The following is a 21,159-nucleotide window of genomic DNA, read 5'->3' as shown; positions in this document are numbered from 1 at the left end:
GGCGATGGCGGGCTCCTGACTAGGTTGGTGACTATATCAGGGTTTGAGGCAAAGTGAATAAGCTCCTTTACCATCTCTTGACGTTCTCAACGATCCTGCTGTCATATGTCGTGATAGGGGCAGAGAGGGTAGTGGTTGTGGGCAAAGGTACCGAACCAGATGAAATTGAAGCACCGGTTTCATCGACACGAAAGCCACTCGTTTTTATTAGCCACGACACGCGGGACGCTGCTCTTGCTGAGGCATTCAGCCGCCTGCTTAGCAGTGTCAGCGCTGGCGTTCTGAAATCTTTTCGCTCTTCGGACAAAAAGGGTAATCAGGGCATCGAGTATGGCGTCGAATGGTATCCAGAGATCATGAGCAAGCTAGATGCTGCTTCGGATGTGGTCTGTCTCTTGACGCCAAACAGCATCGGCAGGCCGTGGATATTGTACGAAGCGGGCGTAGCCAAGGGGAAGTTAGAGACCCCCGTTCATGGAGTTGCGCTAGGAATTCCACTGCAAAATGCGAGCGTTGGACCTTTTGCTCAGTTCCAGAACTCGGATGATAGCGAAGAGGCCCTTACTCAGTTAGTGATTCAGCTTGTTAAGAGGATTCCAGGTTCGGAGCCAGATAGAGAGGTTGTTAAGAGTCAGGTTGAAGCCTTCCGGGTAAAGGCACTAGAATTGGCTGCCAAAACTGAAGGGGATTCATCGCTCGATAGCGAAACTGACAGTACGTCGGTAGCCAAGCTATTCGAAGAGGTTAAGGTCATGTTTCAAGACCTTCCGAGTCGAATTGAGCGCCGCATTGATCCTGATGCATCCGGCAGCAGAAGAAAACGGCGACACGATATCAATATGATGCGTGATATGACTCGCAGTTTCGGCAGGGAATTGCCGGAAGGCGTTTCCTTGCTCATGATGGCCAGCCAGTTTCGAGACGACTTTCCTTGGATCTACGATATGGCCCTAGACGTCTTTCGGAAGCTAAATTCGGGAGATCCTACTGCGATTGAATCGCTGGAGAAGTTCGATCATGTTTTCCACATCACTATGGATCATCCCATTTTCCGTGAAATGATGTATAGAAACAAAGAAAGATCTTACCTTGTGGATGAAATGATGTTTTCACTACATGATGTAGTCAATTTTTCTAGGGAGCGGGCTATCAATAATAAGATTGCCGATGCTGCGCTGGAGTCGGCAAAAAAATAGCTTGAGACCTTCTTATCCCACCGTCACAAAACTATCCATAACCCGCTTCCGCCCGGCCTGCTCGAAGTCGATCTCGAGCTTGTTGCCTTCGATCTCGGCGATCGTGCCGTAGCCGAACTTCTGGTGGAACACGCGCATGCCGAGCGACAGGTCGTCGCGGGGCTTGGCGCCGAAGCTCACCGCAGACGCGCGGCTTTCCACCACGCGTGCCGGCTCACGCGAGAAGGTGCGGGCGGTGAAGCCGCCGCCGGGGTTCTTGGGGTCGACGCCCGCGGCGCGCTGCCAGCCGGGGCCCCGGCCGGTGCCGCGGCCGACATCGGCGAAGGGGTCGCTGCGTTCGCTCCAGTTGGCCTGCCATAGGCTCGCCCCGCCGGTCATCGTGCTTTCGCTCTCGATATGTGCCTCGGGCAGCTCGGCGACGAAGCGGCTCGGGATCGACGAGTTCCACTGGCCGTAGATGCGGCGATTGGCGGCGTGGAGGATGGTCGCGAGGCGGCGGGCGCGGGTGATCGCGACATAGGCCAGGCGGCGCTCCTCCTCGAGGCTGGCGAGGCCGCCCTCGTCGAGCGCGCGCTGCGAGGGGAAGATGCCTTCCTCCCAGCCCGCCAGGAACACCGTGTCGAACTCCAGCCCCTTGGCGGCGTGGATCGTCATGATCGTCACCTTGGCCTCGTCGGCGTTGTTCTCATTGTCCATGACGAGGGAGACGTGCTCGAGGAAGGCGCCGAGCGTTTCATACTCCTCCATCGCGCGGACGAGCTCGTTGAGGTTCTCGAGCCGGCCGGCGGCCTCGGCGGTGCGATCGGCCTGCCACATCGCGGTGTAGCCGCTCTCGTCGAGGATGATGCGGGCGAGGTCCGGGTGCTGGAGATCGTTGCCCATGGAGCGCCAGCGCGCCATGTCGCCGACCAGATTGCCGAGCGCGCGGCGGGCCTGGGGCGTCAGCTCGTCGGTATCGAGGATGCGCGCGGCGGCGACGGTGAGCGGGATGCCGGCGGCGCGGGCATATTGGTGGACCTTCGCCAGCGCCTTGTCGCCAAGGCCGCGCTTGGGCGTGTTGACGATGCGCTCGAAGGCGAGGTCGTCCGCCGGCTGGGCGACGACGCGGAGATAGGCGAGCGCGTCGCGGATCTCCTGGCGCTCGTAGAAGCGGAAGCCGCCGATGATGCGATAGGGCAGGCCGATCGCGATGAACCGGTCCTCGAACTCGCGGGTCTGGTGCTGGGCGCGGACGAGGATGGCGATGTCGTCCAGGGACTTGCCGCCGCGCTGGGCGCCCTCGATCTCCTCGCCGACGCGGCGCGCCTCCTCGGGCCCGTCCCACACGCCGAGCACCTTGACCTTCTCGCCGTCATTCTTGTCGGTCCACAGCGTCTTGCCGAGGCGGCCGGAGTTGTTGGCGATCACGCCCGAGGCGGCGGCGAGGATGTGCGGCGTCGAGCGGTAATTCTGCTCGAGCTTGATCACCTTGGCGCCGGGGAAATCCTTCTCGAACTTGAGGATGTTCTCGACCAGCGCACCGCGCCAGGAATAGATCGACTGGTCGTCGTCGCCGACGCAGCAGATGTTCTTGCGCTCCTGGGCGAGCAGCCGCAGCCAGAGATACTGGACGGCGTTGGTGTCCTGATACTCGTCGACCAGGATGTAGCGGAAGCGCTGCTGGTAGAGCTCGAGCACGTCGCGGTGGGTCTTGAGGATCACCAGCATGTGGAGGAGCAGGTCGCCGAAGTCGCACGCGTTGAGCGTCTTCAGCCGCTCCTGGTAGAGATGGTAGAGCGCGGCGCCGAGGCCGCCGCCATAGCGCTCGGACTCGCCGGCACCGATCTCGGCCGGCGTCAGCCCCTTGTTCTTCCACTCGTCGATCAGCCCGGCGAGCTGGCGCGCGGGCCAGCGCTTCTCGTCGAGATCGGCGGCGAGGATCAGCTGCTTGATCAGGCGCAGCTGGTCGTCGGTGTCGAGGATGGTGAAGTTCGATTGCAGGCCGACCAGCTCGGCATGGCGGCGCAGCATCTTGGCGCCGATCGCGTGGAAGGTGCCGAGCCAGGGCATGCCCTCCACCGCATCGCCGACGAGCCGGCCGACGCGCTCCTTCATCTCGCGCGCCGCCTTGTTGGTGAAGGTGACGGCGAGGATCTCGCTGGGATAGGCGCGGCGGGTCCACAGCAGATGGGCGAGGCGGGCGGTGAGCGCCGCGGTCTTGCCCGTGCCGGCGCCGGCGAGGACGAGCACCGGGCCGTCCACGGTGAGCACCGCCTCGCGCTGGGGCGGGTTCAGGCCGTTCAGATACGGAGCGTTGGCGTCGGTCTCTACGGGGACAGTCATAGCGAACAACTAGGGAACGCCCGGCCGCCCCGCAAGCTCCGAGCGACACGCACATTATGCACGATTCCTGGAAATATCCCGCAACAAAGCTCTAGCCACGGAAACAAACCCGCAATAATACCTAATTGCCGTCAACCATCGGTTGGTGGCCAAATCCCGCAGCTGGGGAGCAGGGATATATGATGATTCGGGGGGCGGGTCTGATTTTGGCGGCGGGGGCGGGCTTCGCCTGCGCGCCGGCCTGTGCACAGACGATTGCGGCGGCGGAGACGGCCTATCTGGTCGTGCGGCCGGAAGTGCGCACCAAGACCGACGAGCATGTCCAGGGGTTGTGGCTGCGCACCACCGCGACGGTGCGTGCGTCGAGCGAGGAATGGCGCGCGGACGAGACCAGCGCGGGATATGGCGTGTCGGTCCAGAAGGAAGTGATCGGGCATACTTGGCTGGGCCTGACCGGCTACACCCAGGCGCCGCGCTTCGATGCGGACCGCGGCATGATCCGCGATGCCCGCCACTATGCCGGCGCGCGGCTGAGCTTCGAGGCGTCGGACCATGTCGAGCTGGGCTTCGCCTGGTTGCGGCGGCTGCGCGGGCGCGGCTTCATGAGCACGCCGGGCAGCAATCGCGGCATCAAGCCGGGTCCCAAGGCCTATATGCAGTTTCATTTCTGAGCCGCTCCGGCGCGCGCCGGAGCCGATTTCCCGTGCTGCGCCGATCCCAGGATCGAGGCGGCAAGGCCGAACGCCCCATCCCGCAGCCCCGGGGTGGGGCGTTTCTTTTGCGTATCGTTTTGCGCCGACCCCTCGGTCTGTCACGCGTTTGTCACACGCCTGTCACACCCTCCGGCCAGAGGCGCGATCATCATGGCATCACTCGCTCTGGACCAAGCCCCGCCGGTTGACCAACCGCAGCCGGGGCCCCGATTCGACTACAAGACGCATCCCCTGGCCAAGTTGCTGTTCGCGGCGATCATGGTCGGCGGGCTGGCCTTTGCCGGCTGGAGCGTCCTGACGGACACGCGGGGTGTGGGCGAGACGCTGGCGACCAGCGTGTTCCTGTTCCTCGGGCTGGCGCTGCTGATCGCGCTCGGCTTCGAGTTCGTGAACGGCTTCCACGACACCGCCAACGCCGTCGCCACGGTGATCTACACCAATTCGATGCCCGCGCATTTCGCGGTGATCTGGTCGGGCTTCTGGAATTTCCTCGGCGTGATGTTCTCGAGCGGCGCGGTCGCCTATTCGATCATCACGCTGCTGCCGGTGGAGCTGATCCTCAACGTCGGATCCGCGGGCGGCTTCGCGATGATCTTCGCGCTGCTGCTCGCCGCGGTGCTGTGGAACCTCGGCACCTGGTATATCGGCCTGCCCAACAGCTCGTCGCACACGCTGATCGGCTCGGTGCTCGGCGTCGGCTTCGCCAACCAGCTGATCAACACCGGATCGCGCGGCGGCACCGCCGGCGTCGACTGGAGCCAGGCGACCAAGATCCTCACCGGCCTGTGGATGGCGCCGCTGATCGGCTTCTTCGCCGCGCTGGCGCTGCTGCTGGTGATGCGCATCTTCCTGCGCAACCCGAAGCTCTACACCTCGCCGATGCCGCACACCGCGCCGCCGATCGGCATCCGCAGCGCGCTGATCTTCACCTGCACCGCGGTCTCGTTCAGCCATGGCTCGAACGACGGCCAGAAGGGCATGGGGCTGATCATGCTGATCCTGATCGGCTGCGCGCCGACCGCCTATGCGCTCAACCGCACCCAGTCGGCGAGCGCCACGCCGGCCTATGTCCAGACCGCCACCGTCGCCGAGGCCGCGTTCGATGCGCGCAGCGGCGGGCTGCCCGATGTCGCGCCGGTCGACGCGCGCAAGATCCTCACCACCGCGCTCCAGCAGCGCAAGGCCGACAGTCCGCAGGTGTTCGCCGCGCTCGAGGGCCTGTCGAAGGATCTCACCGCGCGCGTCCAGGGCTATGGCTCGCTGAGCAAGGTGCCGGCGGAAGCGACCGGCAATGTCCGCAACGACATGTACCTGGTGCTCGACACCACCAAGCTCGCCACCAAGAAGCCCGATGGCTACCAGCCCGCGGAGCTGAAGGCGCTGACCGACTATCAGAAGAACCTCGAAGCCGGCACGCGCTACATCCCGCTCTGGGTGAAGATCGTCGTCGCGCTTGCCCTGGGTCTCGGCACGATGATCGGCTGGAAGCGGATCGTCGTCACCGTGGGCGAGAAGATCGGCAAGCAGCACATGACCTATGCGATGGGCGCTTCGGCCGAGCTGGTCGGGGCGAGCACGATCCTGCTCGCCGACCGGTTCGGCCTGCCGGTGTCGACCACGCACATCCTCTCCTCGGGCGTCGCCGGCGCCTCGGTGGCGAGCGGCGCGGGGCTGCAGGCCCGCACGGTGCGCAACCTGGCGCTGGCCTGGCTGCTGACGCTGCCCGCGGCGATGCTGCTCTCGGGCGGGCTCTACTGGGCGATGCTCAACGCAGTGAAGCTGTTCGGGCTTTGATTTGACCCGCTGCCGTCGCCCCCGCGAAAGCGGGGCCCCATCTCCTGCACGCGCGGGCTGATGCGACGGCGGTTTCGCGCCTGACTTCTCCCCGAGCTGGGTCGCCGCCTTCGCGGGGATGACGCGCTTGGGCGCGCTACTACCGCGCGAACTTCTGCACGCGCTGGCCGGCGATATCGACGACGTAGAGATTGCCGGCGGCGTCCGCGGCGATGTCGTGCGCGATCCAGAACTGGCCGTCCTGGTTGCCGAGCCGGCCGAAATGCGCGGTCACCCGGCCGTCGAGCCCGGCGATGGTGACGCCGTCATGATCGGGCACCTTGTCCGGGTTCGCGCCGCCGTCGAGGATCGCGATCCGGCTGCCGGGCAACAGCGCCAGGCCGAAGGGGCGGCCGATCGTGGCGGACTTCCATTCGCCGAGATAGCGGCCCGTCCCGTCGAAGACCTGCACCCGGTCGTTGACGCGGTCGGCGACATAGACGCGGCCCGCCGCATCCACCGCCAGTGCGTGCGGGATGTTGAACTGGCCCGGCCCGGTGCCGCGGCTGCCCCATTGGAACAGCAGCTTGCCGTCGGCAGCGAACTTCATCACGCGCGAATTGCCATAGCCGTCCGCGACGTAGAAGCTGCCGTCGGCGAGCGGCGCGACATCGGTGGGGCGATCGAAATGACTGGCATCGGCACCGGCGACGCCGTGCTCGCCGAGGATACGGAGCAGCTCGCCGCCGGGCGTGAACTCGAACACTTCGTTCGAGCCGGTATCGGTGATCCAGACATGGCCGTTCGCGCCGATGCTGATGCCGTGCGGAATGACGAAGCGCCCGGCGCCCCATTCGCGGAGCAGCCTGCCGGTGCCCGCGTCGAACACTTCGACCACAGGCTCCTTGACCAACGTCAGCGCCTTGGCATCGGTGCCGCGATTGCCGCGGTGCAGGACGAACACTTCGCCGCCGTGCACCGCGACGCCCGAACAGGGGCCGAGCAGGCGGCTCTCGGGGAGGACCGGCCAGCCATGGACGACGCGGTAGTGCGGTTGCGGGGCCGCGGCGGCGAGCAGGAGCGGGGCGAGGATCGCCAAGGTGGTGATGCGCATGCGAGCAGCTTGCTTCATCCGTCATCCCGGCGAAAGCCGGGATGACGATAGCGGCTCCATCAAAGCCGCTTCACGCCGACCTGGAACAGATGCGTCGCCAGCTCGATGCTGAACTTGAAGCCCTGGGCATCGGCGCGAAGGTCTGCCTTGAAGTGCGCGACCGGGTTCCAGAAGGCGACCACCAGGCCCGCGAGTAGCGCGAACGCCATCGCAAAGGCCAGCCGCCTGCCTGCCGATTCCTGCATCGCCTTCCTCCCTGGTCGGTCGCTGAGTGCGGCGTACCGGTACGCAGGCGAAACTGTCGCCGCGATGAACGGGCTTCCCCTTTGCGGCGGATCGATCCAAGGAGAGGGCGAAAAGGGGAGAGGGCATGACCAAAGCCGCCGCATCGCACCGCCGCATCCTGTTCGCGAGCCTCGTCGGCACGTCGGTCGAATTCTATGACTTCTACATCTACGCCACTGCAGCGGCGCTCGTCTTCCCCGACCTGTTCTTCCCGGCGAGCGAGCCCTGGATCCGCCAGCTCGCCAGCTATGCCAGCTTCTCGGTCGCCTTCTTCGCGCGGCCGCTGGGCGGCGTGCTGTTCGGCCATTTCGGCGACAAGCTCGGGCGCAAGTCCACCCTCGTCGCCTCGCTGATGCTGATGGGCCTCTCGACCGTGCTGATCGGCTTCCTGCCCGGCTATGCGCTGATCGGCTGGACGGCGCCGCTGCTGCTCTGCCTGCTGCGCTTCGGCCAGGGGCTGGGGCTGGGCGGCGAATGGGGCGGGGCGAGCCTGCTCGCGGTGGAGAACGCCCCGCCGGGCTGGGCCAATCGCTATGGCAGCTTCCCGCCGATGGGTGCGCCGGTGGGCTTCATCTTCGCCAATGGCTTCTTCCTGGTGCTCGGCGCGGTGATGGACGAGGCGACCTTCCGCGAATGGGGCTGGCGGCTGCCGTTCCTCCTGAGCTCGGTGCTGGTCTTCCTCGGCCTGTGGGTGCGCCTCAAGATCAGCGAGACGCCCGAGTTCGTCGCCGCAGCCGAGAAGGAAGCCCCGCCCGCGGTGCCGATCGGCGAGCTGTTCCGCACCAGCGCGCTCGCCACCTTCGCCGGCACCGTCGGCACCGTCGCCTGCTTCGCGCTGTTCTACATCTCGACCGTGTTCATCATCGGCTACGGCACCAAGACGCTCGGCTATGACCGCGAGACGTTCCTGGGCATCGAACTGGTTGCGATCCTGTTCATGGCCGCGGGCATCGTCACCGCCGGGATCAGCGCCGACAAGCGCAGCGCGAACAGCGTGCTGATGTTCGGCTGCATCTTCACGCTGCCAGTGGGCATGACGATGGCGATGCTGCTGGTGCCGGGATCGCTGGCGAGCGTCGCCGCCTGGCTTGCCTTCGGGCTGTTCGTGATGGGCTTCGTCTATGGCCCGCTCGGCGGCTGGCTGCCCAGCCTGTTCCCGGCGCGGGTGCGCTACACCGGCGTGTCGGTCACCTTCAACCTGGGCGGCATCCTGGGCGGCGGCCTCACCCCGCTGATCGCCGAGACTTTGGTCAAGCAGGGCGGGCTGATCTGGGTGGGCTATTACCTCGCCGGCGCGGGGCTGCTCAGCCTGCTCGGGCTGATATTGGTCCGAAACCGATAAGTCGTCTTTATTCCGTCACTTGGAAGCCATAGCACCGGGCCGACAAGAGGGGGACGGAACGATGATCGACAGGCGCGGAGTGATCGGCGGCGGGCTGGCGATGTCGGCACTGCCGCTGGCGGGCGCCCGCGCGGCGGGCCGCGAGCCGGTGATGAACCACATCATCATGGAAGACGGCCGCGTGTGGATCGCCGCGACGATCTATAACAAGCCCTATCTGTTCGTGGTCGATACCGGCGCGTTCGCCAGCATGATCGACGACAGCTTCGCCAAGTCGCTCCACCTGCGCCAGATCCGCGGGCCGCAGATCATCGGCATCGGCGGCGTCGCCAACCGTTCCTGGTACAATGCCGGCGAAGTGAAGCTCGCCAGCGGGATCAGCTTTCCCAACATGGCCTTTGCCGGGATCGCCAAGCGGCCGAGCCCGGATTCGGTGGGCACGCTCGGCGCCGGGCTGTTCACCACCTATGACAGCGACCTCGACTTCACCAAGGGCGAGTGGCGCGCCTATCCCGACGGGCGGCCGAACTTCGACGGGCTGACCCGGATCAAGTCGCACTTCACGCGCAACCCCGGCGGCGCGTCGATCATCGCGGAAGGCACGGTCGGCGGATTCATCGGCGATTTCCTGCTCGATACCGGCTCGCCGGGCGGCATGTCGCTGAACGGCCGGGCGACGCGCAGGAGCGGGCTGTGGGACGACAGCAAGCCCTATGCGCCCACCCAGTCCTACGGCATCGGCCCGGGTGCGGTGCCCGGGCGGATCATCCGCGCGCCGCGCGTGCGGATCGGTACCTATGCCTTCGAGAACCAGCTGGTGCGGCTCGACGAGCCGGGCAGCCCGACGCTGGGGCAGGACGGGCTGATCGGACTGAACCTGCTCGGGCAGCTGCACCTGACCACCGACGTTTCGAGCGAATCGCTCTACATCGCGCCCAACGACGCGCGGGTGCCCCCGATCGCCTATGCCTTTTCGGGGCTGCGGCTCGATCTCGACAAGGGCAAGGTGGTGATCGCCGATGTCGGCACCGGCAGTCCCGCCGCCGCGGCGGGGCTGAAAAAGGGCGATCGCCTGGTCGGCGAGCCGCGGGCGGTGGCGCTTGCACTGGCAGGACCGCCGGGCAGGCAAGTCAGGGCGACGGTCGACAGCGACGGCGGCAAGACCCGTGACGTCGAGTTCGTGCTCCGGGCCTATCTCTAGCCGGTGGGCCTCTAGCCGGCGATGCGCAGCAGCGTGAGCCGCGCCTTGCCATGGACGCGGCTGACATCGGTGGTGAAGCCGGCGATGTCGGGCACTTCGTCCTTGGCGGTCTCGATGCTGATCCAGGTCGCCGGGCCCGCCCAGCCGAGCCGGCCAAGCTTGTCGAGCGCGACGCTGCCGGCGCCGGTGCCGTAAGGCGGGTCCATCAGGATCAGGTCGAGCGGGGCGCGCGCGGGGCCGAGCGCGAGCACCGAGCCGGGGCGGACCTCCGCCCCCTTGGCGCCGAGCTTGGTGATGTTCGCCCGCAGCGCATCGAGCGCCGGCTTGTCCTGCTCGACGAACAGGCACGAGGCAGCGCCGCGCGACAGCGCCTCGAGCCCCAGCGCGCCGGACCCTGCGAACAGGTCCGCCACCGCCAGCTCCTCGAAGCTGCCGAGGCGGCTGGCGAGCATCGAGAACAGCGCCTCGCGCGTGCGATCGGCGGTGGGGCGGGTGGTGTCGCCCTTGGGCGCGACCAGCGGGCGACCGCGCCATTCCCCGGCGATGACCCTCATTTGCGCGTCCTTGGCGGGCGCGCGGGCTTGCTCGGCTTGCCGCGGCCACCGGCGGGGCCGCGGTCCGGACGGCGCGAAGGCTTGGGCCGATCGACGAAATCGCCCTCGCGCGGCTGCAGCGTCTCGCGGTGGGCGCGGGCACGGGCGGCGCGCGCAGGGTTGGCAGCTGCCTCTTCGCGGGGGGCACGCGGACCGGGCTTGCCGGGACCGCGCGGGCGCTCGGCATCGTCGCGGGCCTGGGACCGGGGACGGGCGGCAGCGCCGGGCTTGCCCGGGCCCCGCGGCCTTTCGTCGCGGCGATCGGAGCGGTCCTGCGGCGCGGCACGCGGGCCGAAGCCCGGCTTGCCCGGGCCGCGAGGCCGTTCCTCGCCACGCTCCGAGCGCGCCTGCGGCGCCGCGCGTGGGCCGAAGCCCGGCTTGCCCGGGCCGCGCGGGCGTTCCTCGCCGCGATCCGAACGCGCCTGCGGGGCGCCCCGCGCACCGAAGCCGGGCTTGCCCGGCGCGCGCGGCCGCTCGGCAGCGGCGGGTTCTGTCTTGGCTTGCGGCGTGACACGCGCGGTGAACAGCGGCTTCTTCGCCGCCGGCTCGGGCCGGGCGATCCTGCGCCGCCCCTCGGGCTCCTTGCCGCCGGCGGAGACGGGCTGCGGCCGCGGCGCCGGCTCGACGACGCGCGAGCGCACCGCGAACTGCAGGTTCGAGGCCGCCTTGCCGCCGCCCGACTTGGTCAGCACGGTGCGGAAGGTGATCAGGTCGGCCTGGCGGATCTCGTCGACATCGCCCGGCGGCATGTCGCCCAGCCAGAACGGGCCGTAGCGGGTGCGGATCAGGCGGTTCACCTCGAGCCCGAGATGCTCGAGCACGCGGCGCACTTCGCGGTTCTTGCCCTCGGTGAGGGTCATCTCGATCCACACATTGGCGCCGGTGCGGCGCTCGATATTGGCGTTGATCGAGCCATAGCGGATGCCCTCGATCTCGACGCCGAGCATCAGATCCTCGAGCTGCTGCTGGGTGACGTTGCCATAGGCACGCGCGCGGTAGCTGCGCTCGACGCCGGTCGCCGGCAGCTCGAGCTCGCGCTTCAGCTCGCCATCGGTGGTGAGAAGCAGCAGCCCCTCGGTGCTCAAGTCGAGCCGGCCGACCGGCATCACGCGCGGCAGCCCGTCGGGCAGCCGGTCATAGATCGTCGGGCGGCCCTTGGGGTCGCGCTCGGTGGTGAGCAGGCCGGCGGGCTTGTGATAGCGGAACAGGCGGGCGGGGGCGGGCGCGGCGACGGGCAGGCCATCGACGGTCACGCCGTGCAGCGAGGTCAGCAGCGTGGCGGGTGTGTCGAGCACCTTGCCATCGACGGCGATTCGGCCATCGGTGATCATGCGCTCGATATCGCGACGGGACGCGATTCCAGCACGGGCCAGCAGCTTCGCAATGCGCTGCGCTTCTTTGGGATTGGACGGGGGCACCGGCGCCATATAGCGATTATGTCGGTCGCTTCAAAAATTATTGCGCCCTCGAAAGGGCTTTGCGCGTTAGCGCAGTGGGTTCAGATGCTTGGCGGGTCTTTAGGCGGCATGTTATTCGGGCGGAAAAAACGGCGGATCGAGCGTGTCCTGGTGGTTGAGGACGAAGCGCTGCTGGCCTTTGACACCGAGCATTTCCTGGCGGGCGAGGGATTCGCCGTGGCAGCGACCGTGGACACGGTGGCCGATGCGCTGCGCGTCCTGGCGGCCGACGAGGAAATCGACCTGGTGCTCGCCGATGTGCGGCTGGCCGATGGCAGCGGCATCGAAGTGGCGCGCGCGGCACAAGGGCGCGGGCTGCCGGTGCTGTTCGTGACGGGCAGCTTCCCCGAGGAAGCGCGCGGGCTGGCAGCGGGATGCCTGGCCAAGCCCTATCCGCAGCGCGATCTGCTGACCGCGATCGGCGCGATCGAGGCGGTGCTGGAGGGAGCCAAGGCGCCCAAGCGACTGCCGGGCAGCTTCAGCCTGTTCCTCAGCCCCGCCTAAGGGTCCTAGCGGCTCAGCAGCACCAGCGCGAGGGCGACGACGATCGCCCAGCTCACCAGGCCGATGCCGAACGCGATCATCAGGCCCATGCCGGGCGGCAGGCCCTGGTCGTCGTCCAGGTTGAGCAGATTGCGGGGCGGCAGGGGCAGCGGCATGGGATTTCCTCTCGAACTATCGCCGGGATAGATCGCGGGCACGGCCGGAGAAATTCGGATGATTTCCGGTCCGGGAACTACCGGAGCCGCGCATTAACCGCGTCGTGGAAATGGCGGATGCCGAGCTCGAGCGTGCCGAGCGTCACCCGGTCGAGCGCACCCGAGGCAAGACCCTGCTGCCCGAGCTCGCAGGCGCGGAAATCCTCCGCCGCGAACACGCCGCCGTCGAGCAGCTCCCAGCTCCTCTCCCAATGCGCCAGCGCCTTTTCGGTCACCGGCGCCTCGGGGATCAGCATGAAATCCTCGACCAGCACGCGCGCTTCGGACTGCGGCATCAGCACCATCAGGTTGATGTAGTCGGGCGAGACGACCAGCACCGTGCCGGGGAACATCTGATAGGTGTAGGTGATCGCCGCGCGCAGCGTCTGCCAGTCGCTGGAGGAGAGCGCGGCCAGCGCCGCCTCGCGCCCCACGGCGGAGCGCTGGTGCGGGCCGATCGCGTCGGCAGTGGAGACGCCATCCTTGAAGAAGGGCGCGATCGTGCCGGCGTGGAGGCGCTGGATATGATAGCCCTCCAGGAACGCGTCCATGATCAGCTTCCAGTTCGCCTGGACGTCATGCGTGCGGCGGCGGAACAGGTGCTGGCCGGCGAGGTCGAACGCCTCGAAGTCGCGCGCCAGCATGTCCGCCTCGCCGAAATCGGCCTGCTCGGCGAAGGAGAACCAGATCAGCCCGCCCGCCTCGTGCGTGGGCAGGCGCTTGAGGCCGTATGCGCCCTTGTCGAGGCCGGGAAAGGTGTCGGGCCTGGGCAGGCCGACCAGCCTGCCGTCAAGCGCATAGGTCCAGGCATGATAGGGGCAGACCAGCCGGCCGCCCTGTACCGGGTCACAGCCCTCGACCAGCCTGGTGCCGCGATGCCGGCAGACGTTGAGGAAGACATGCGCAACCCCCGCCTTGTCGCGGGTGATCAGCAGCGGCTTGCCGAAGCCGTCATGCGGGATCGCCATATTGGGTTCGGGAAGCAGCGCCGAGGGTGCGATCACCAGCGGGACGCAGGCGAAGATGCTGTCGCGCTCGGCGGCGAAGCGATCGGCGCTGGTGTAGACCGAGGCCGCGACATGCGCGATCTCGCCTTCCCCGCGCGATCCGCCGCGGGCGAGCGCTCCGGCCAGCGCTAATTGGCCGTCGGTCGGTGCGTTCATGACAATCCTCCCTCTGGCCTTCCCGGCATTTTCGGCTAGTTTCTGCGCGAAAGGTCGGGGGAGCAAGACGGAATGGAGCAGGTGAAGCGGCCGCAATGGGCATATCCGGCGGCGCAGCTGGCGTTGGCCGCTGCATTGGCCGCGCTGGCGCTACCCTGGCTGAGCATCATCACTCCGGGTACGAACCCGGTGGCGATGCGCGGCTATGAATTCGTCACCGGCGCGGGCTCCTTCAAGCCTTCGATGACCTTCATCCTCGGGCTGATCGCGATCGCCGCGAGCCTGGTGCTGAGCTTTCCCTGGAAACAGCGCGGCGGCGCCAGCCTGATCGTCGGCGGCAGCGTCGTCGGCGGGCTGCTGTTGATCATCGTCATGCTTTTCGCTGCCTTCGCCCCGCCCAAGGATCTGGCGACCAGCCTGACCCAGCCGGCGATAGGCTATTGGGCGGCACTGGTCGCGCTCGCCGCCGCCTTCTTCGCCGGCCGCGCCGCCGCGCCCGCCGACTGGCGCAGCGACCTGCCCGACGGGGTGCGCCCCTATTTCGAGGCGGGCCCGCTCGCTTCGTTCGCGCTCGGCCTGTCCTCCGGCTTCCCCTTCGCGATGATCGGTGCGACGCTGACCAGCCGGCTCGCGCAGAGCGGCATCGACAAGTCGACGATCACCGCCTTCACGCTGACCATCCTCGTCTACAATCTGAAGTTCCTCTGGGCCTGGATCATCGACGGCGTGCGGATCCCGATCCTCGGCCGGCTCGGCCAGCGCGTCTCCTGGCTGATCGTCGCCGGCGTGCTGGTGATCGCCGCTGTGGCCAATATGGCGATGGCGCAGGCCGATCCGGGCAATGTCTGGCCGATGATCCTCGCGGCGCTGCTCGTCGCGGCGGCGGGCGCGACCTACGACATCGTGATCGACGGCTACCGGATCGAGATTCTCGAGCCGCGCCAGCTCGGCTATGGCTCGGGCATGTCGCAATATGGCTGGCGGATTGGCTCCGCCGGCGCCGGCGCGCTGGCGCTGGTCGTCGCGGCACGGGCGGGCTGGGAGGCTGCCTATCTCGTCTGCGCGCTGTTCGCGCTGCCTGCGATCATCACTGGCCTCGTCCTCGGCGAGCCCGAGCGCCATCGCCCGCCCGCCGAGCGCAAGGGGCTGGCTACCGTGCTCAAGTCGATCTGGGGGCCGTTCGTCGAGTTCTTCCAGCGCCAGGGCGCGGTGATCGTGCTGATCTTCATCCTGGTCCACAAGGTGGGCGACACGCTGGCGAACCTCACCTTCCGCCTGCTGTTCGACGATCTGAAGTTCAGCAATGACGAGATCGCGTTCTACGACGTCTCGCTCGGCTTCCTGGCCTATATCATCGGCGTGTTCATCGGCGGCGTGCTCTACGCGCGGATGGGCATGAAGCGCTCGGTACTGCTCAGCCTGGTGCTGATGGCCGTCTCGAACCTCAGCTTCGCCGCGCTTGCGGCCGCGGGCCATTCAAACATCGGCATGGCCGGCGCGATCGGCTTCGAGAACATCGCCTCGGGCTTTGGCGGCGTCGTCGTCATCGCCTATTTCTCGGCGCTCACCGACCTGCGCTTCACCGCCGCGCAATATGCGCTGATCTCGGCGGGGGCGAGCATCCTCGGCCGGCTGCTCACCGGCACCACCGCCGGCGAGCTCATCAAGGCGATGGGCTATGTGAACTTCTACCTGTTCACCACGGTGATCGCGCTGCCCGGCGTGCTCATCTTCTGGTGGATGATGCGCACCGGCCTGGTCGAGCGCTCGATCGGCACCGCGGGCACGCAGGGCGAGGGCGGGGAGGAGAACGGGGAAGGGGCCGCGGCCTGATGCCCTATCTCCTGATCATCGCGCTGCAGGTGGCGTGCATCGTCCATCTGATGCGGCGCGGCGGCAACCCGATGTGGGTCACTGCGTTGATCTTCCTGCCCGTGGTCAGCGCAATCGCCTATTTCTTCGTCGAGATCCTGCCCGGGCTGGGGCAGAACCGGCATGTCCGCACCGCACGCGCCAAGGCAGTGGCGACGCTAGACCCTGAGCGCGAGTTGCGCGCCGCCCGCACCGCGCTCGACCTGACCGATACCGCCGCCAACCGCCTGCGCGTCGCCGATGCGCTGACTGCGCTCGGCCGGCATGGCGAGGCGGTGCCGCTCTACCGCGAGTCGATCCGGATGACCGCGGGCGAGCCCGATGTCCGCACCCAGGGCAAGCTCGCCAATGCGCTCTACGAGACCGGCCTGGGCGCCGAGGCGCTGGCGCTGCTCGAGGCGATCCCCGCGCCGGTCGGCCAGAGCGAGCGCGACCGCCAGCAATTGCTCCGCGCCAAGCTGCTCGAGCATCTCGGGCGCACCGAGGAAGCGCTCGATCTCTACGCCGATGTCGTCACCCGCATGCCCGGCGAGGAGGCGCGCTGCCGCTATGCCGCGCTGCTGCTCGCGCAGGGCTGGGACCGCAAGGCGCTGGTCGTGCTCGAGGAGGTCGAGAAGCGGATGAAGCGGATGGACCGGCAGCAGCGCGCGGCGGAGGCGGACATGTATCGCTGGGCGAGTGAGGCGCTGGCCGGGTTGCGCGCCAAGGGCGTCGAGGCATGAAGCGCTGGCTGATCGCGTTGCTGGTCGTTGCCGTGCTGGTGGTCGGCGGCTGGATCTGGCAATCGCCGCGCTACACGCTGTGGCAGATGAAGCACGCCGCCGAGGCGCGCGATGTCGACGCGCTCGCCACCCATGTCGATTTCGACGCGGTGCGCGCCAGCGTGAAGGAACAGCTTTCGGGGCAGATGCGCGGCAGCAGCGAAGGCGGCGGCGTGCTCGGCGCGCTGGTCCGCGCCGGGATCGCCGATACCGTGGTCGATGCCGCGGTCTCGCGCGAGGGCATCCGCTTCATCTTCGCCGCCGCGCCGCTGGCGGAGAGCGAGCGCCCGACGCCGATCAAGCTCAAGGCCAGCGAGATGCGCTATCGCCGCGTCGCGCTCGACCATTTCGAGCTGACCCGCAGCGACGGCGCCGCGCTGGTGTTCCGCCTGCGCGGGCTGCGCTGGACGCTGGTCGACGTCCGGCTGCCGCCGGGCGTGCTTCACTGATCGAGCGCCAGCCCCATATCGGCAAAGCTGTTGGCGAGCGCATGCGCGGTGACCAGCACCCCGGTCGCGTCGCGCACCCCGAGCATGTCGGCGAGCAGCACCGCGGCGGACTGGGGCTGGGTGCGCACCCGCGCCAGGATCTGGAGCAGCGCCGCCTCCGCCCCGGTCATCCGCGCGCAGCACCAGGGCGCGATCTGGATCGGCCCGGCGGCCAGCGCCGACATCTCCTGCATCAGCGCGCGCAGCAGCACCAGCGGGCGCTGGAAGCCCTTGCCGAACGCGGTGACGAAGGCGTGGGCGGTGCAGGCGTCATGCAGGCCCTGCGCGCCCATCTGGCGGACGCCGAACAACAGCAGCCGCGCGCCGGGATCCTCGGGCTGGAGTTCGGGCAGGGCAGTAAGCGTGGCACTGACGGTCATGGGGACTCCGATCACTGTAACCGGAAATCTCGCGCAGGTGCAATTAATAGTCAATCGCAATAAAGCGATGCAGGGCGGGCGATTGGTCGCACCCGAGCCACGGTTCCTCGGTGCGCGCGCTCGCGTCACCCCGCGAAAGCGGGGGCCCCTCTCGTACGGGCTCGGCAAAATACTGCCGTGGCAATTGTGGCCGATGCAAGGAGATGGGTCCCCGCATTCGCGGGGATGACGACAGGGGTTATTCCGGCAATTCCCCATTCGCCTCGAGCACCGTGCCCGCGAGGTACAGCGACCCCAGCACCAGCACCACCGGCGCGCCGCCCAGGCGGGCGATGTCGGTGAGCGCGCGCGGCACGTCCGGCGCGATCGAGGCATGCGGAATGCCCAGCGTCTGCGCCACCTCGGCAAGCCGCGACGGCGCATGATGCTCGTGCCCCGGCACCGGCACCGCGTGCAGCCCCGACGCGAGCTTGGCGAACGGCGCGAGCAGGCCCTGCGCGTCCTTGTTGGCGAGCATGCCGAGCACGAGCTGCACCGGGCGGCCCTGCGCGACCTGCGCCAGCGTGGCGCTCACTGCGGCGGCGGCGGCCTCGTTATGCCCGCCGTCGAGCCACAGCGCGCTGCCGGGCGGGAGGAGATGGAGCAGCGGCCCGTCGCCGAGCTTCTGCATGCGCGCGGGCCAGCGGGCATTGCCAGCGGCGGCGGCAAGCGCCGCGTCGGGCACGTCGAGCGCCTGCTGGTGGCGCAGCATCGCGAGGGCGAGGGCAAGGTTGCTCGGCTGGTGCGGCCCGGCCAGCGCGGGGAGGGGCGTCTCCACTTCGCCGCGCGCATCGCGATAGTGGAGCCGGTCGCCCTGCACGGCGAAATCCCAGGCGCTCCCCTGCGCGAACACCGGCGCGCCGGCGCGCGCGACGATCTCGGCGATATGCGGGGCATAGCGCATCGTCACCAGCGGCACGCCGGGCTTGGCGATGCCGGCCTTCTCGGCGGCGATCTGCTCGAGCGTGTCGCCAAGGAATGCCTGGTGGTCGATGCCGAGCTGGGCGATGCCGGTCACCGCCGGCCGGTCGACCACATTGGTCGCATCGAGCCGCCCGCCCAGGCCGACCTCGAGGATCAGCGCATCGGCCGGCACCCGCGCAAAGGCGAGGAAGCCGGCGGCGGTGGTCACTTCGAAGAAGCTCGCGCCGATATCGCCGCCGGCATCGAGCACCTCCTCGAGCAGCGGCGCCAGGATCGCGTCGGCGATCAGCTCGCCGGAGAGGCGGATGCGCTCGTTGAAGCGCACCAGATGCGGGCTCGAATAGACATGCGCGCGCATCCCCGAGGCCTCGATCGCGGCGCGCAGGAAGGCGCAGGTCGAGCCCTTGCCGTTGGTGCCGGCGACGTGAAGCACGGGCGGCAGCGCCAGCTGCGGGCTGCCGACGCGCTCGAGCAGCCGGGTGATGCGCTCGAGCCCGAGGATGTCGGCGCCCGGCGACAGCGCAGTCAGCCGGTCGAGCTGGCGCTGGACGTGCGGATCGGAGGAGGAAGCGTGGTCGGCCATGATCTTGCTCTAGCCCCTCCCCTTTTAGGGGATGGGTTGGGGTGGGGGCTATCCGCGAACGAAAGTCTTGGTGAGACACATGTCCCACCCCAAACCCCTCCCCCGAGGGGGAGGGGCTTAGCGCCAGCCTTAGGCCGCCTTCTTCCCCTCGCAAAGCAGCCCGATCAGCTGGCCCAGCGTCTCGCGCAGTTCCTTGCGGTGCGTCACCATGTCGACCAGGCCGTGCTGGAGATAATATTCCGAGGTCTGGAAATCGTCGGGCAGCTTCTCGCGGATCGTGTTCTCGATCACGCGGCGGCCGGTGAAGGCGAGCGTGGCGCGCGGCTCGGCGATCTGGACGTCGCCCAGCATCGCATATGCGGCCATCACCCCGCCCGAGGTCGGGTCGGTCAGCACGACGATATAGGGGAGCCCCGCATCGTGGAGCATCTCGATCGCCACGGTGGTGCGCGGCATCTGCATCAGCGAGAGGATGCCCTCCTGCATGCGCGCGCCGCCCGACGCGGTGAAGGCGATGTACGGCGCCCGCGCCGCGATTGCCGCCTCGACGCCCTGGATGAACGCCTCGCCCACGGCCTGGCCCATCGATCCGCCCATGAAGGCGAAGTCCTGCACGCCGATCACTGCCTTGCGACCGAGGATCGTGCCGGAGGCGTTGAGGAACGCGTCGGGCTCGCCGGTCGCAGTGCGCGCCGCCTTCAGCCGGACCGGATAGGGCTTCTGGTCGCGGAACTTGAGCGGGTCCTCGGCCACCTTGGGCGTCGGCAGCAGCGTGAAGCTGCCCTCGTCGAACAGATACTGGAAGCGCTTGGCCGGCCCGATCCGCTCATGGAAGTCGCAGTGCGGGCAGACATATTGGTTCGCCTCGAGCTCGGCGAGGAACACCATCTGCCCGCATCCCTTGCACTTGTGCCAGAGATTGTCGGGGGTCTCCTTCTTCGGGGTGAAGGAGAGGACGTTGCGGACGCGATCGATCCAGCTCATGCGACTTCTTTCCTTGCGGCCTCCACGGCCGTCTTGAGGGAATGGATATAGGCGCGGACCTGCTCCGGCGCACCCTTCCCGTGTTTTCCGACGAGTTCAACGATTGCCGAGCCGACGACGACGCCGTCGGCCACGCGCGCGATCGCCTCGGCCTGTTCGGGCGTGCGGACGCCGAAGCCGACCACGACGGGCAGGTCGGTGGCGGCCTTGAGCCGCGCCACGGCATCCTCGATCGAGCCTTGCGCCGCCTGTTGCAGCCCGGTGATCCCGGCGACCGAGACATAATAGAGGAAGCCCGATGCCCCCTCGAGCACCGCCGGCAGGCGCGCGGCATCGGTGGTTGGGGTGGCGAGGCGGATGACGTCGATGCCGTTCGCGGTGAAGGGCGCGACTTCGCTCGCTTCCTCGGGCGGGATGTCGACGATGATCACGCCGTCCGCGCCGGCCTGAGCCGCCTTGGCGGCAAAGGCCGCGGGCGTCGGCCGGGTCATCGTGTTGGCATAGCCCATCAGCACCAGCGGCACCTCCGGATGCCGGGCGCGGAAGCTCTCGACGATCGTGAGGACGTCGGCCGTGCGCGTGCCCTTGGCGAGCGCGCGCAGGTTCGCCGCCTGGATCGCCGGGCCATCGGCCATCGGATCGGTGAACGGCATGCCCAGCTCGATCACGTCCGCCCCGCCTGCGACGAGCGCGTCGAGGTTGGCGGCGGTGTCGCCGTCGCCCGCGGTGATGAAGGTGACCAGCGCGGCGCGGTTGGCGGGGAAGGCGGAGGAGAGGCGCGCGCTCACTTTTCAGGCTCCGGCACGAAGAACAATGCGCCGGCTATCATTACCAGATCGACGATCAGCAACCCGACGAAGTTCGGCGTCATCTCGAAATTTCGGTGCATCAACCAAGTCGCAGCGACGACGCCCAGCATCTGAAAAGCTAGGAGCAGCGCAAAGGTCTTCGCGATGCGCGCCCAGGCACGGGTGCCGTCCGCGTTCCAGACCGTGTACCGCCAGTCGATTCTCTTGAAGATCTTCATGCTCACAGCTCGAACCCCGGCGGGGAAGGCGACGGAGAGGCGGTCAGTCATTGGCAGCCTCCGGCAGCTTGGTGCCGCACCACGGGCAAAATTGAATGGTCACCATGCCGCCACCAGCCTCATTGCGGATCATCAGGCCATACAGGTTACGGCGCGCGCTATAGTCCACGAGGCAATCCGGACAGTCATATCGATCGGGATGCGCATCACAGGTCCGCTCGACGTTCGAACGCATCATCTCGCA

At 67.8% G+C, this 21,159-nt stretch carries 22 protein-coding genes; 9 read left to right on the top strand and 13 right to left on the bottom strand.

What is annotated here, in order from left to right:
• Positions 1-53 precede the first annotated feature (53 nt).
• The gene (locus ABLE38_RS17460; protein ID WP_348975524.1) at positions 54-1,196 is read left to right on the top strand and encodes a hypothetical protein; all 1,143 of its coding nucleotides are present in this window, start codon (positions 54-56) and stop codon (positions 1,194-1,196) included.
• A 12-nt stretch (positions 1,197-1,208) separates the two neighbouring features.
• On the opposite strand, the gene ABLE38_RS17455 is transcribed toward ABLE38_RS17460, so the two are convergent.
• A complete protein-coding gene (locus ABLE38_RS17455; protein WP_348975523.1) occupies positions 1,209-3,518 on the bottom strand; it encodes a UvrD-helicase domain-containing protein in 2,310 nt (769 codons plus the stop codon).
• 179 nt (positions 3,519-3,697) lie between these two features.
• Here ABLE38_RS17455 and ABLE38_RS17450 point away from each other — a divergent pair, with 179 nt between their 5' ends.
• Positions 3,698-4,189, top strand: a complete 492-nt coding sequence (locus ABLE38_RS17450) for a hypothetical protein (protein WP_348975522.1) — start codon at positions 3,698-3,700, stop codon at positions 4,187-4,189.
• Positions 4,190-4,381: 192 nt separating this feature from the next.
• Positions 4,382-6,025: an inorganic phosphate transporter gene (locus ABLE38_RS17445; RefSeq protein WP_348975521.1), complete on the top strand. Its 1,644-nt coding sequence runs from the start codon at positions 4,382-4,384 to the stop codon at positions 6,023-6,025.
• A gap of 139 nt (positions 6,026-6,164) precedes the next feature.
• Here ABLE38_RS17445 and ABLE38_RS17440 read toward each other — a convergent pair whose 3' ends face one another.
• Positions 6,165-7,136 carry a peptidyl-alpha-hydroxyglycine alpha-amidating lyase family protein gene (locus ABLE38_RS17440; RefSeq protein WP_348975520.1) on the bottom strand — a complete coding sequence of 324 codons (972 nt, stop codon included), beginning with the start codon at positions 7,134-7,136 and terminating at the stop codon, positions 6,165-6,167.
• Between the two features lie 41 nt (positions 7,137-7,177).
• Positions 7,178-7,363: a hypothetical protein gene (locus ABLE38_RS17435; protein WP_348975519.1), complete on the bottom strand. Its 186-nt coding sequence runs from the start codon at positions 7,361-7,363 to the stop codon at positions 7,178-7,180.
• 125 nt (positions 7,364-7,488) lie between these two features.
• Here ABLE38_RS17435 and ABLE38_RS17430 point away from each other — a divergent pair, with 125 nt between their 5' ends.
• Positions 7,489-8,745, top strand: coding sequence for an MFS transporter (locus tag ABLE38_RS17430; RefSeq protein ID WP_348975518.1), 1,257 nt, complete (start codon positions 7,489-7,491; stop codon positions 8,743-8,745).
• A gap of 61 nt (positions 8,746-8,806) precedes the next feature.
• Positions 8,807-9,946 carry an aspartyl protease family protein gene (locus ABLE38_RS17425; RefSeq protein WP_348975517.1) on the top strand — a complete coding sequence of 380 codons (1,140 nt, stop codon included), beginning with the start codon at positions 8,807-8,809 and terminating at the stop codon, positions 9,944-9,946.
• Positions 9,947-9,957: 11 nt separating this feature from the next.
• Here ABLE38_RS17425 and rsmD read toward each other — a convergent pair whose 3' ends face one another.
• Entirely contained in the window at positions 9,958-10,500 is a 543-nt protein-coding gene (rsmD, locus tag ABLE38_RS17420) for a 16S rRNA (guanine(966)-N(2))-methyltransferase RsmD (RefSeq protein ID WP_348975516.1), read from the bottom strand.
• Complete coding sequence (locus ABLE38_RS17415) at positions 10,497-11,966, bottom strand: pseudouridine synthase (RefSeq protein WP_348975515.1); 1,470 nt, start codon at positions 11,964-11,966, stop codon at positions 10,497-10,499. Before ABLE38_RS17415 ends, rsmD begins: the two co-directional genes overlap by 4 nt.
• A 99-nt stretch (positions 11,967-12,065) precedes the next feature.
• Between ABLE38_RS17415 and ABLE38_RS17410 the strand changes: the two genes are divergently transcribed.
• Positions 12,066-12,500 (top strand): response regulator, encoded by a 435-nt coding sequence (locus ABLE38_RS17410; RefSeq protein ID WP_348975514.1) that lies wholly within the window; start codon positions 12,066-12,068, stop codon positions 12,498-12,500.
• 5 nt (positions 12,501-12,505) lie between these two features.
• On the opposite strand, the gene ABLE38_RS17405 is transcribed toward ABLE38_RS17410, so the two are convergent.
• Both ABLE38_RS17405 and ABLE38_RS17400 read right to left on the bottom strand, forming a co-directional pair.
• Positions 12,506-12,655 carry a hypothetical protein gene (locus tag ABLE38_RS17405; protein WP_348975513.1) on the bottom strand — a complete coding sequence of 50 codons (150 nt, stop codon included), beginning with the start codon at positions 12,653-12,655 and terminating at the stop codon, positions 12,506-12,508.
• Between the two features lie 77 nt (positions 12,656-12,732).
• The gene (locus ABLE38_RS17400) at positions 12,733-13,857 is read right to left on the bottom strand and encodes an SRPBCC family protein (protein WP_348975512.1); all 1,125 of its coding nucleotides are present in this window, start codon (positions 13,855-13,857) and stop codon (positions 12,733-12,735) included.
• Positions 13,858-14,373: 516 nt separating this feature from the next.
• Here ABLE38_RS17400 and ABLE38_RS17395 point away from each other — a divergent pair.
• From ABLE38_RS17395 to ABLE38_RS17385, 3 genes are read left to right on the top strand one after another with little or no spacing between them, the layout of a single operon-like run.
• Entirely contained in the window at positions 14,374-15,690 is a 1,317-nt protein-coding gene (locus tag ABLE38_RS17395; protein WP_348975843.1) for an MFS transporter, read from the top strand.
• Positions 15,690-16,451 (top strand): tetratricopeptide repeat protein, encoded by a 762-nt coding sequence (locus ABLE38_RS17390; protein ID WP_348975511.1) that lies wholly within the window; start codon positions 15,690-15,692, stop codon positions 16,449-16,451. The genes ABLE38_RS17395 and ABLE38_RS17390 overlap by 1 nt, the downstream gene beginning before the upstream one ends.
• Entirely contained in the window at positions 16,448-16,939 is a 492-nt protein-coding gene (locus ABLE38_RS17385; RefSeq protein WP_348975510.1) for a DUF2939 domain-containing protein, read from the top strand. The genes ABLE38_RS17390 and ABLE38_RS17385 overlap by 4 nt, the downstream gene beginning before the upstream one ends.
• Here the strand turns inward: ABLE38_RS17385 and ABLE38_RS17380 are convergent.
• From ABLE38_RS17380 to ABLE38_RS17355, 6 genes are all read right to left on the bottom strand, one after another.
• Entirely contained in the window at positions 16,933-17,358 is a 426-nt protein-coding gene (locus ABLE38_RS17380) for a DUF6628 family protein (RefSeq protein ID WP_348975509.1), read from the bottom strand. The two genes, ABLE38_RS17385 and ABLE38_RS17380, sit on opposite strands and share 7 nt — an antisense overlap.
• 238 nt (positions 17,359-17,596) lie before the next feature.
• Complete coding sequence (locus tag ABLE38_RS17375; RefSeq protein ID WP_348975508.1) at positions 17,597-18,904, bottom strand: folylpolyglutamate synthase/dihydrofolate synthase family protein; 1,308 nt, start codon at positions 18,902-18,904, stop codon at positions 17,597-17,599.
• Positions 18,905-19,033: 129 nt separating this feature from the next.
• Positions 19,034-19,888, bottom strand: a complete 855-nt coding sequence (accD, locus tag ABLE38_RS17370; protein ID WP_348975507.1) for an acetyl-CoA carboxylase, carboxyltransferase subunit beta — start codon at positions 19,886-19,888, stop codon at positions 19,034-19,036.
• Positions 19,885-20,676, bottom strand: a complete 792-nt coding sequence (trpA, locus tag ABLE38_RS17365; protein WP_348975506.1) for a tryptophan synthase subunit alpha — start codon at positions 20,674-20,676, stop codon at positions 19,885-19,887. Before trpA ends, accD begins: the two co-directional genes overlap by 4 nt.
• A complete protein-coding gene (locus ABLE38_RS17360) occupies positions 20,673-20,966 on the bottom strand; it encodes a hypothetical protein (RefSeq protein WP_348975505.1) in 294 nt (97 codons plus the stop codon). Before ABLE38_RS17360 ends, trpA begins: the two co-directional genes overlap by 4 nt.
• On the bottom strand, positions 20,959-21,153 hold the full coding sequence (locus ABLE38_RS17355) for a hypothetical protein (protein WP_348975504.1): 195 nt from the start codon (positions 21,151-21,153) through the stop codon (positions 20,959-20,961). The genes ABLE38_RS17360 and ABLE38_RS17355 overlap by 8 nt, the downstream gene beginning before the upstream one ends.
• Positions 21,154-21,159 lie beyond the last annotated feature (6 nt).

It is taken from the genome of Sphingomonas sp. KR3-1 (assembly GCF_040049295.1).
Classification (GTDB): domain Bacteria; phylum Pseudomonadota; class Alphaproteobacteria; order Sphingomonadales; family Sphingomonadaceae; genus Sphingomonas.
The sequence above is the reverse complement of the archived record's forward strand: the minus strand, read 5'-3'. Positions and strand labels throughout refer to the sequence as shown.

Excerpts from the sequence above, each read along its gene's own strand:
- ABLE38_RS17455 (WP_348975523.1), bottom strand. The coding sequence starts at position 3,518 with ATGACTGTCCCCGTAGAGACCGACGCCAACGCTCCGTATCTGAACGGC.
- ABLE38_RS17450 (WP_348975522.1), top strand. The coding sequence starts at position 3,698 with ATGATGATTCGGGGGGCGGGTCTGATTTTGGCGGCGGGGGCGGGCTTC.
- ABLE38_RS17445 (WP_348975521.1), top strand. The coding sequence starts at position 4,382 with ATGGCATCACTCGCTCTGGACCAAGCCCCGCCGGTTGACCAACCGCAG.
- ABLE38_RS17440 (WP_348975520.1), bottom strand. The coding sequence starts at position 7,136 with ATGAAGCAAGCTGCTCGCATGCGCATCACCACCTTGGCGATCCTCGCC.
- ABLE38_RS17435 (WP_348975519.1), bottom strand. The coding sequence starts at position 7,363 with ATGCAGGAATCGGCAGGCAGGCGGCTGGCCTTTGCGATGGCGTTCGCG.
- ABLE38_RS17430 (WP_348975518.1), top strand. The coding sequence starts at position 7,489 with ATGACCAAAGCCGCCGCATCGCACCGCCGCATCCTGTTCGCGAGCCTC.
- ABLE38_RS17425 (WP_348975517.1), top strand. The coding sequence starts at position 8,807 with ATGATCGACAGGCGCGGAGTGATCGGCGGCGGGCTGGCGATGTCGGCA.
- rsmD (WP_348975516.1), bottom strand. The coding sequence starts at position 10,500 with ATGAGGGTCATCGCCGGGGAATGGCGCGGTCGCCCGCTGGTCGCGCCC.
- ABLE38_RS17415 (WP_348975515.1), bottom strand. The coding sequence starts at position 11,966 with ATGGCGCCGGTGCCCCCGTCCAATCCCAAAGAAGCGCAGCGCATTGCG.
- ABLE38_RS17410 (WP_348975514.1), top strand. The coding sequence starts at position 12,066 with ATGTTATTCGGGCGGAAAAAACGGCGGATCGAGCGTGTCCTGGTGGTT.
- ABLE38_RS17405 (WP_348975513.1), bottom strand. The coding sequence starts at position 12,655 with ATGCCGCTGCCCCTGCCGCCCCGCAATCTGCTCAACCTGGACGACGAC.
- ABLE38_RS17400 (WP_348975512.1), bottom strand. The coding sequence starts at position 13,857 with ATGAACGCACCGACCGACGGCCAATTAGCGCTGGCCGGAGCGCTCGCC.
- ABLE38_RS17390 (WP_348975511.1), top strand. The coding sequence starts at position 15,690 with ATGCCCTATCTCCTGATCATCGCGCTGCAGGTGGCGTGCATCGTCCAT.
- ABLE38_RS17385 (WP_348975510.1), top strand. The coding sequence starts at position 16,448 with ATGAAGCGCTGGCTGATCGCGTTGCTGGTCGTTGCCGTGCTGGTGGTC.
- ABLE38_RS17380 (WP_348975509.1), bottom strand. The coding sequence starts at position 17,358 with ATGACCGTCAGTGCCACGCTTACTGCCCTGCCCGAACTCCAGCCCGAG.
- ABLE38_RS17375 (WP_348975508.1), bottom strand. The coding sequence starts at position 18,904 with ATGGCCGACCACGCTTCCTCCTCCGATCCGCACGTCCAGCGCCAGCTC.
- accD (WP_348975507.1), bottom strand. The coding sequence starts at position 19,888 with ATGAGCTGGATCGATCGCGTCCGCAACGTCCTCTCCTTCACCCCGAAG.
- ABLE38_RS17360 (WP_348975505.1), bottom strand. The coding sequence starts at position 20,966 with ATGACTGACCGCCTCTCCGTCGCCTTCCCCGCCGGGGTTCGAGCTGTG.
- ABLE38_RS17355 (WP_348975504.1), bottom strand. The coding sequence starts at position 21,153 with ATGATGCGTTCGAACGTCGAGCGGACCTGTGATGCGCATCCCGATCGA.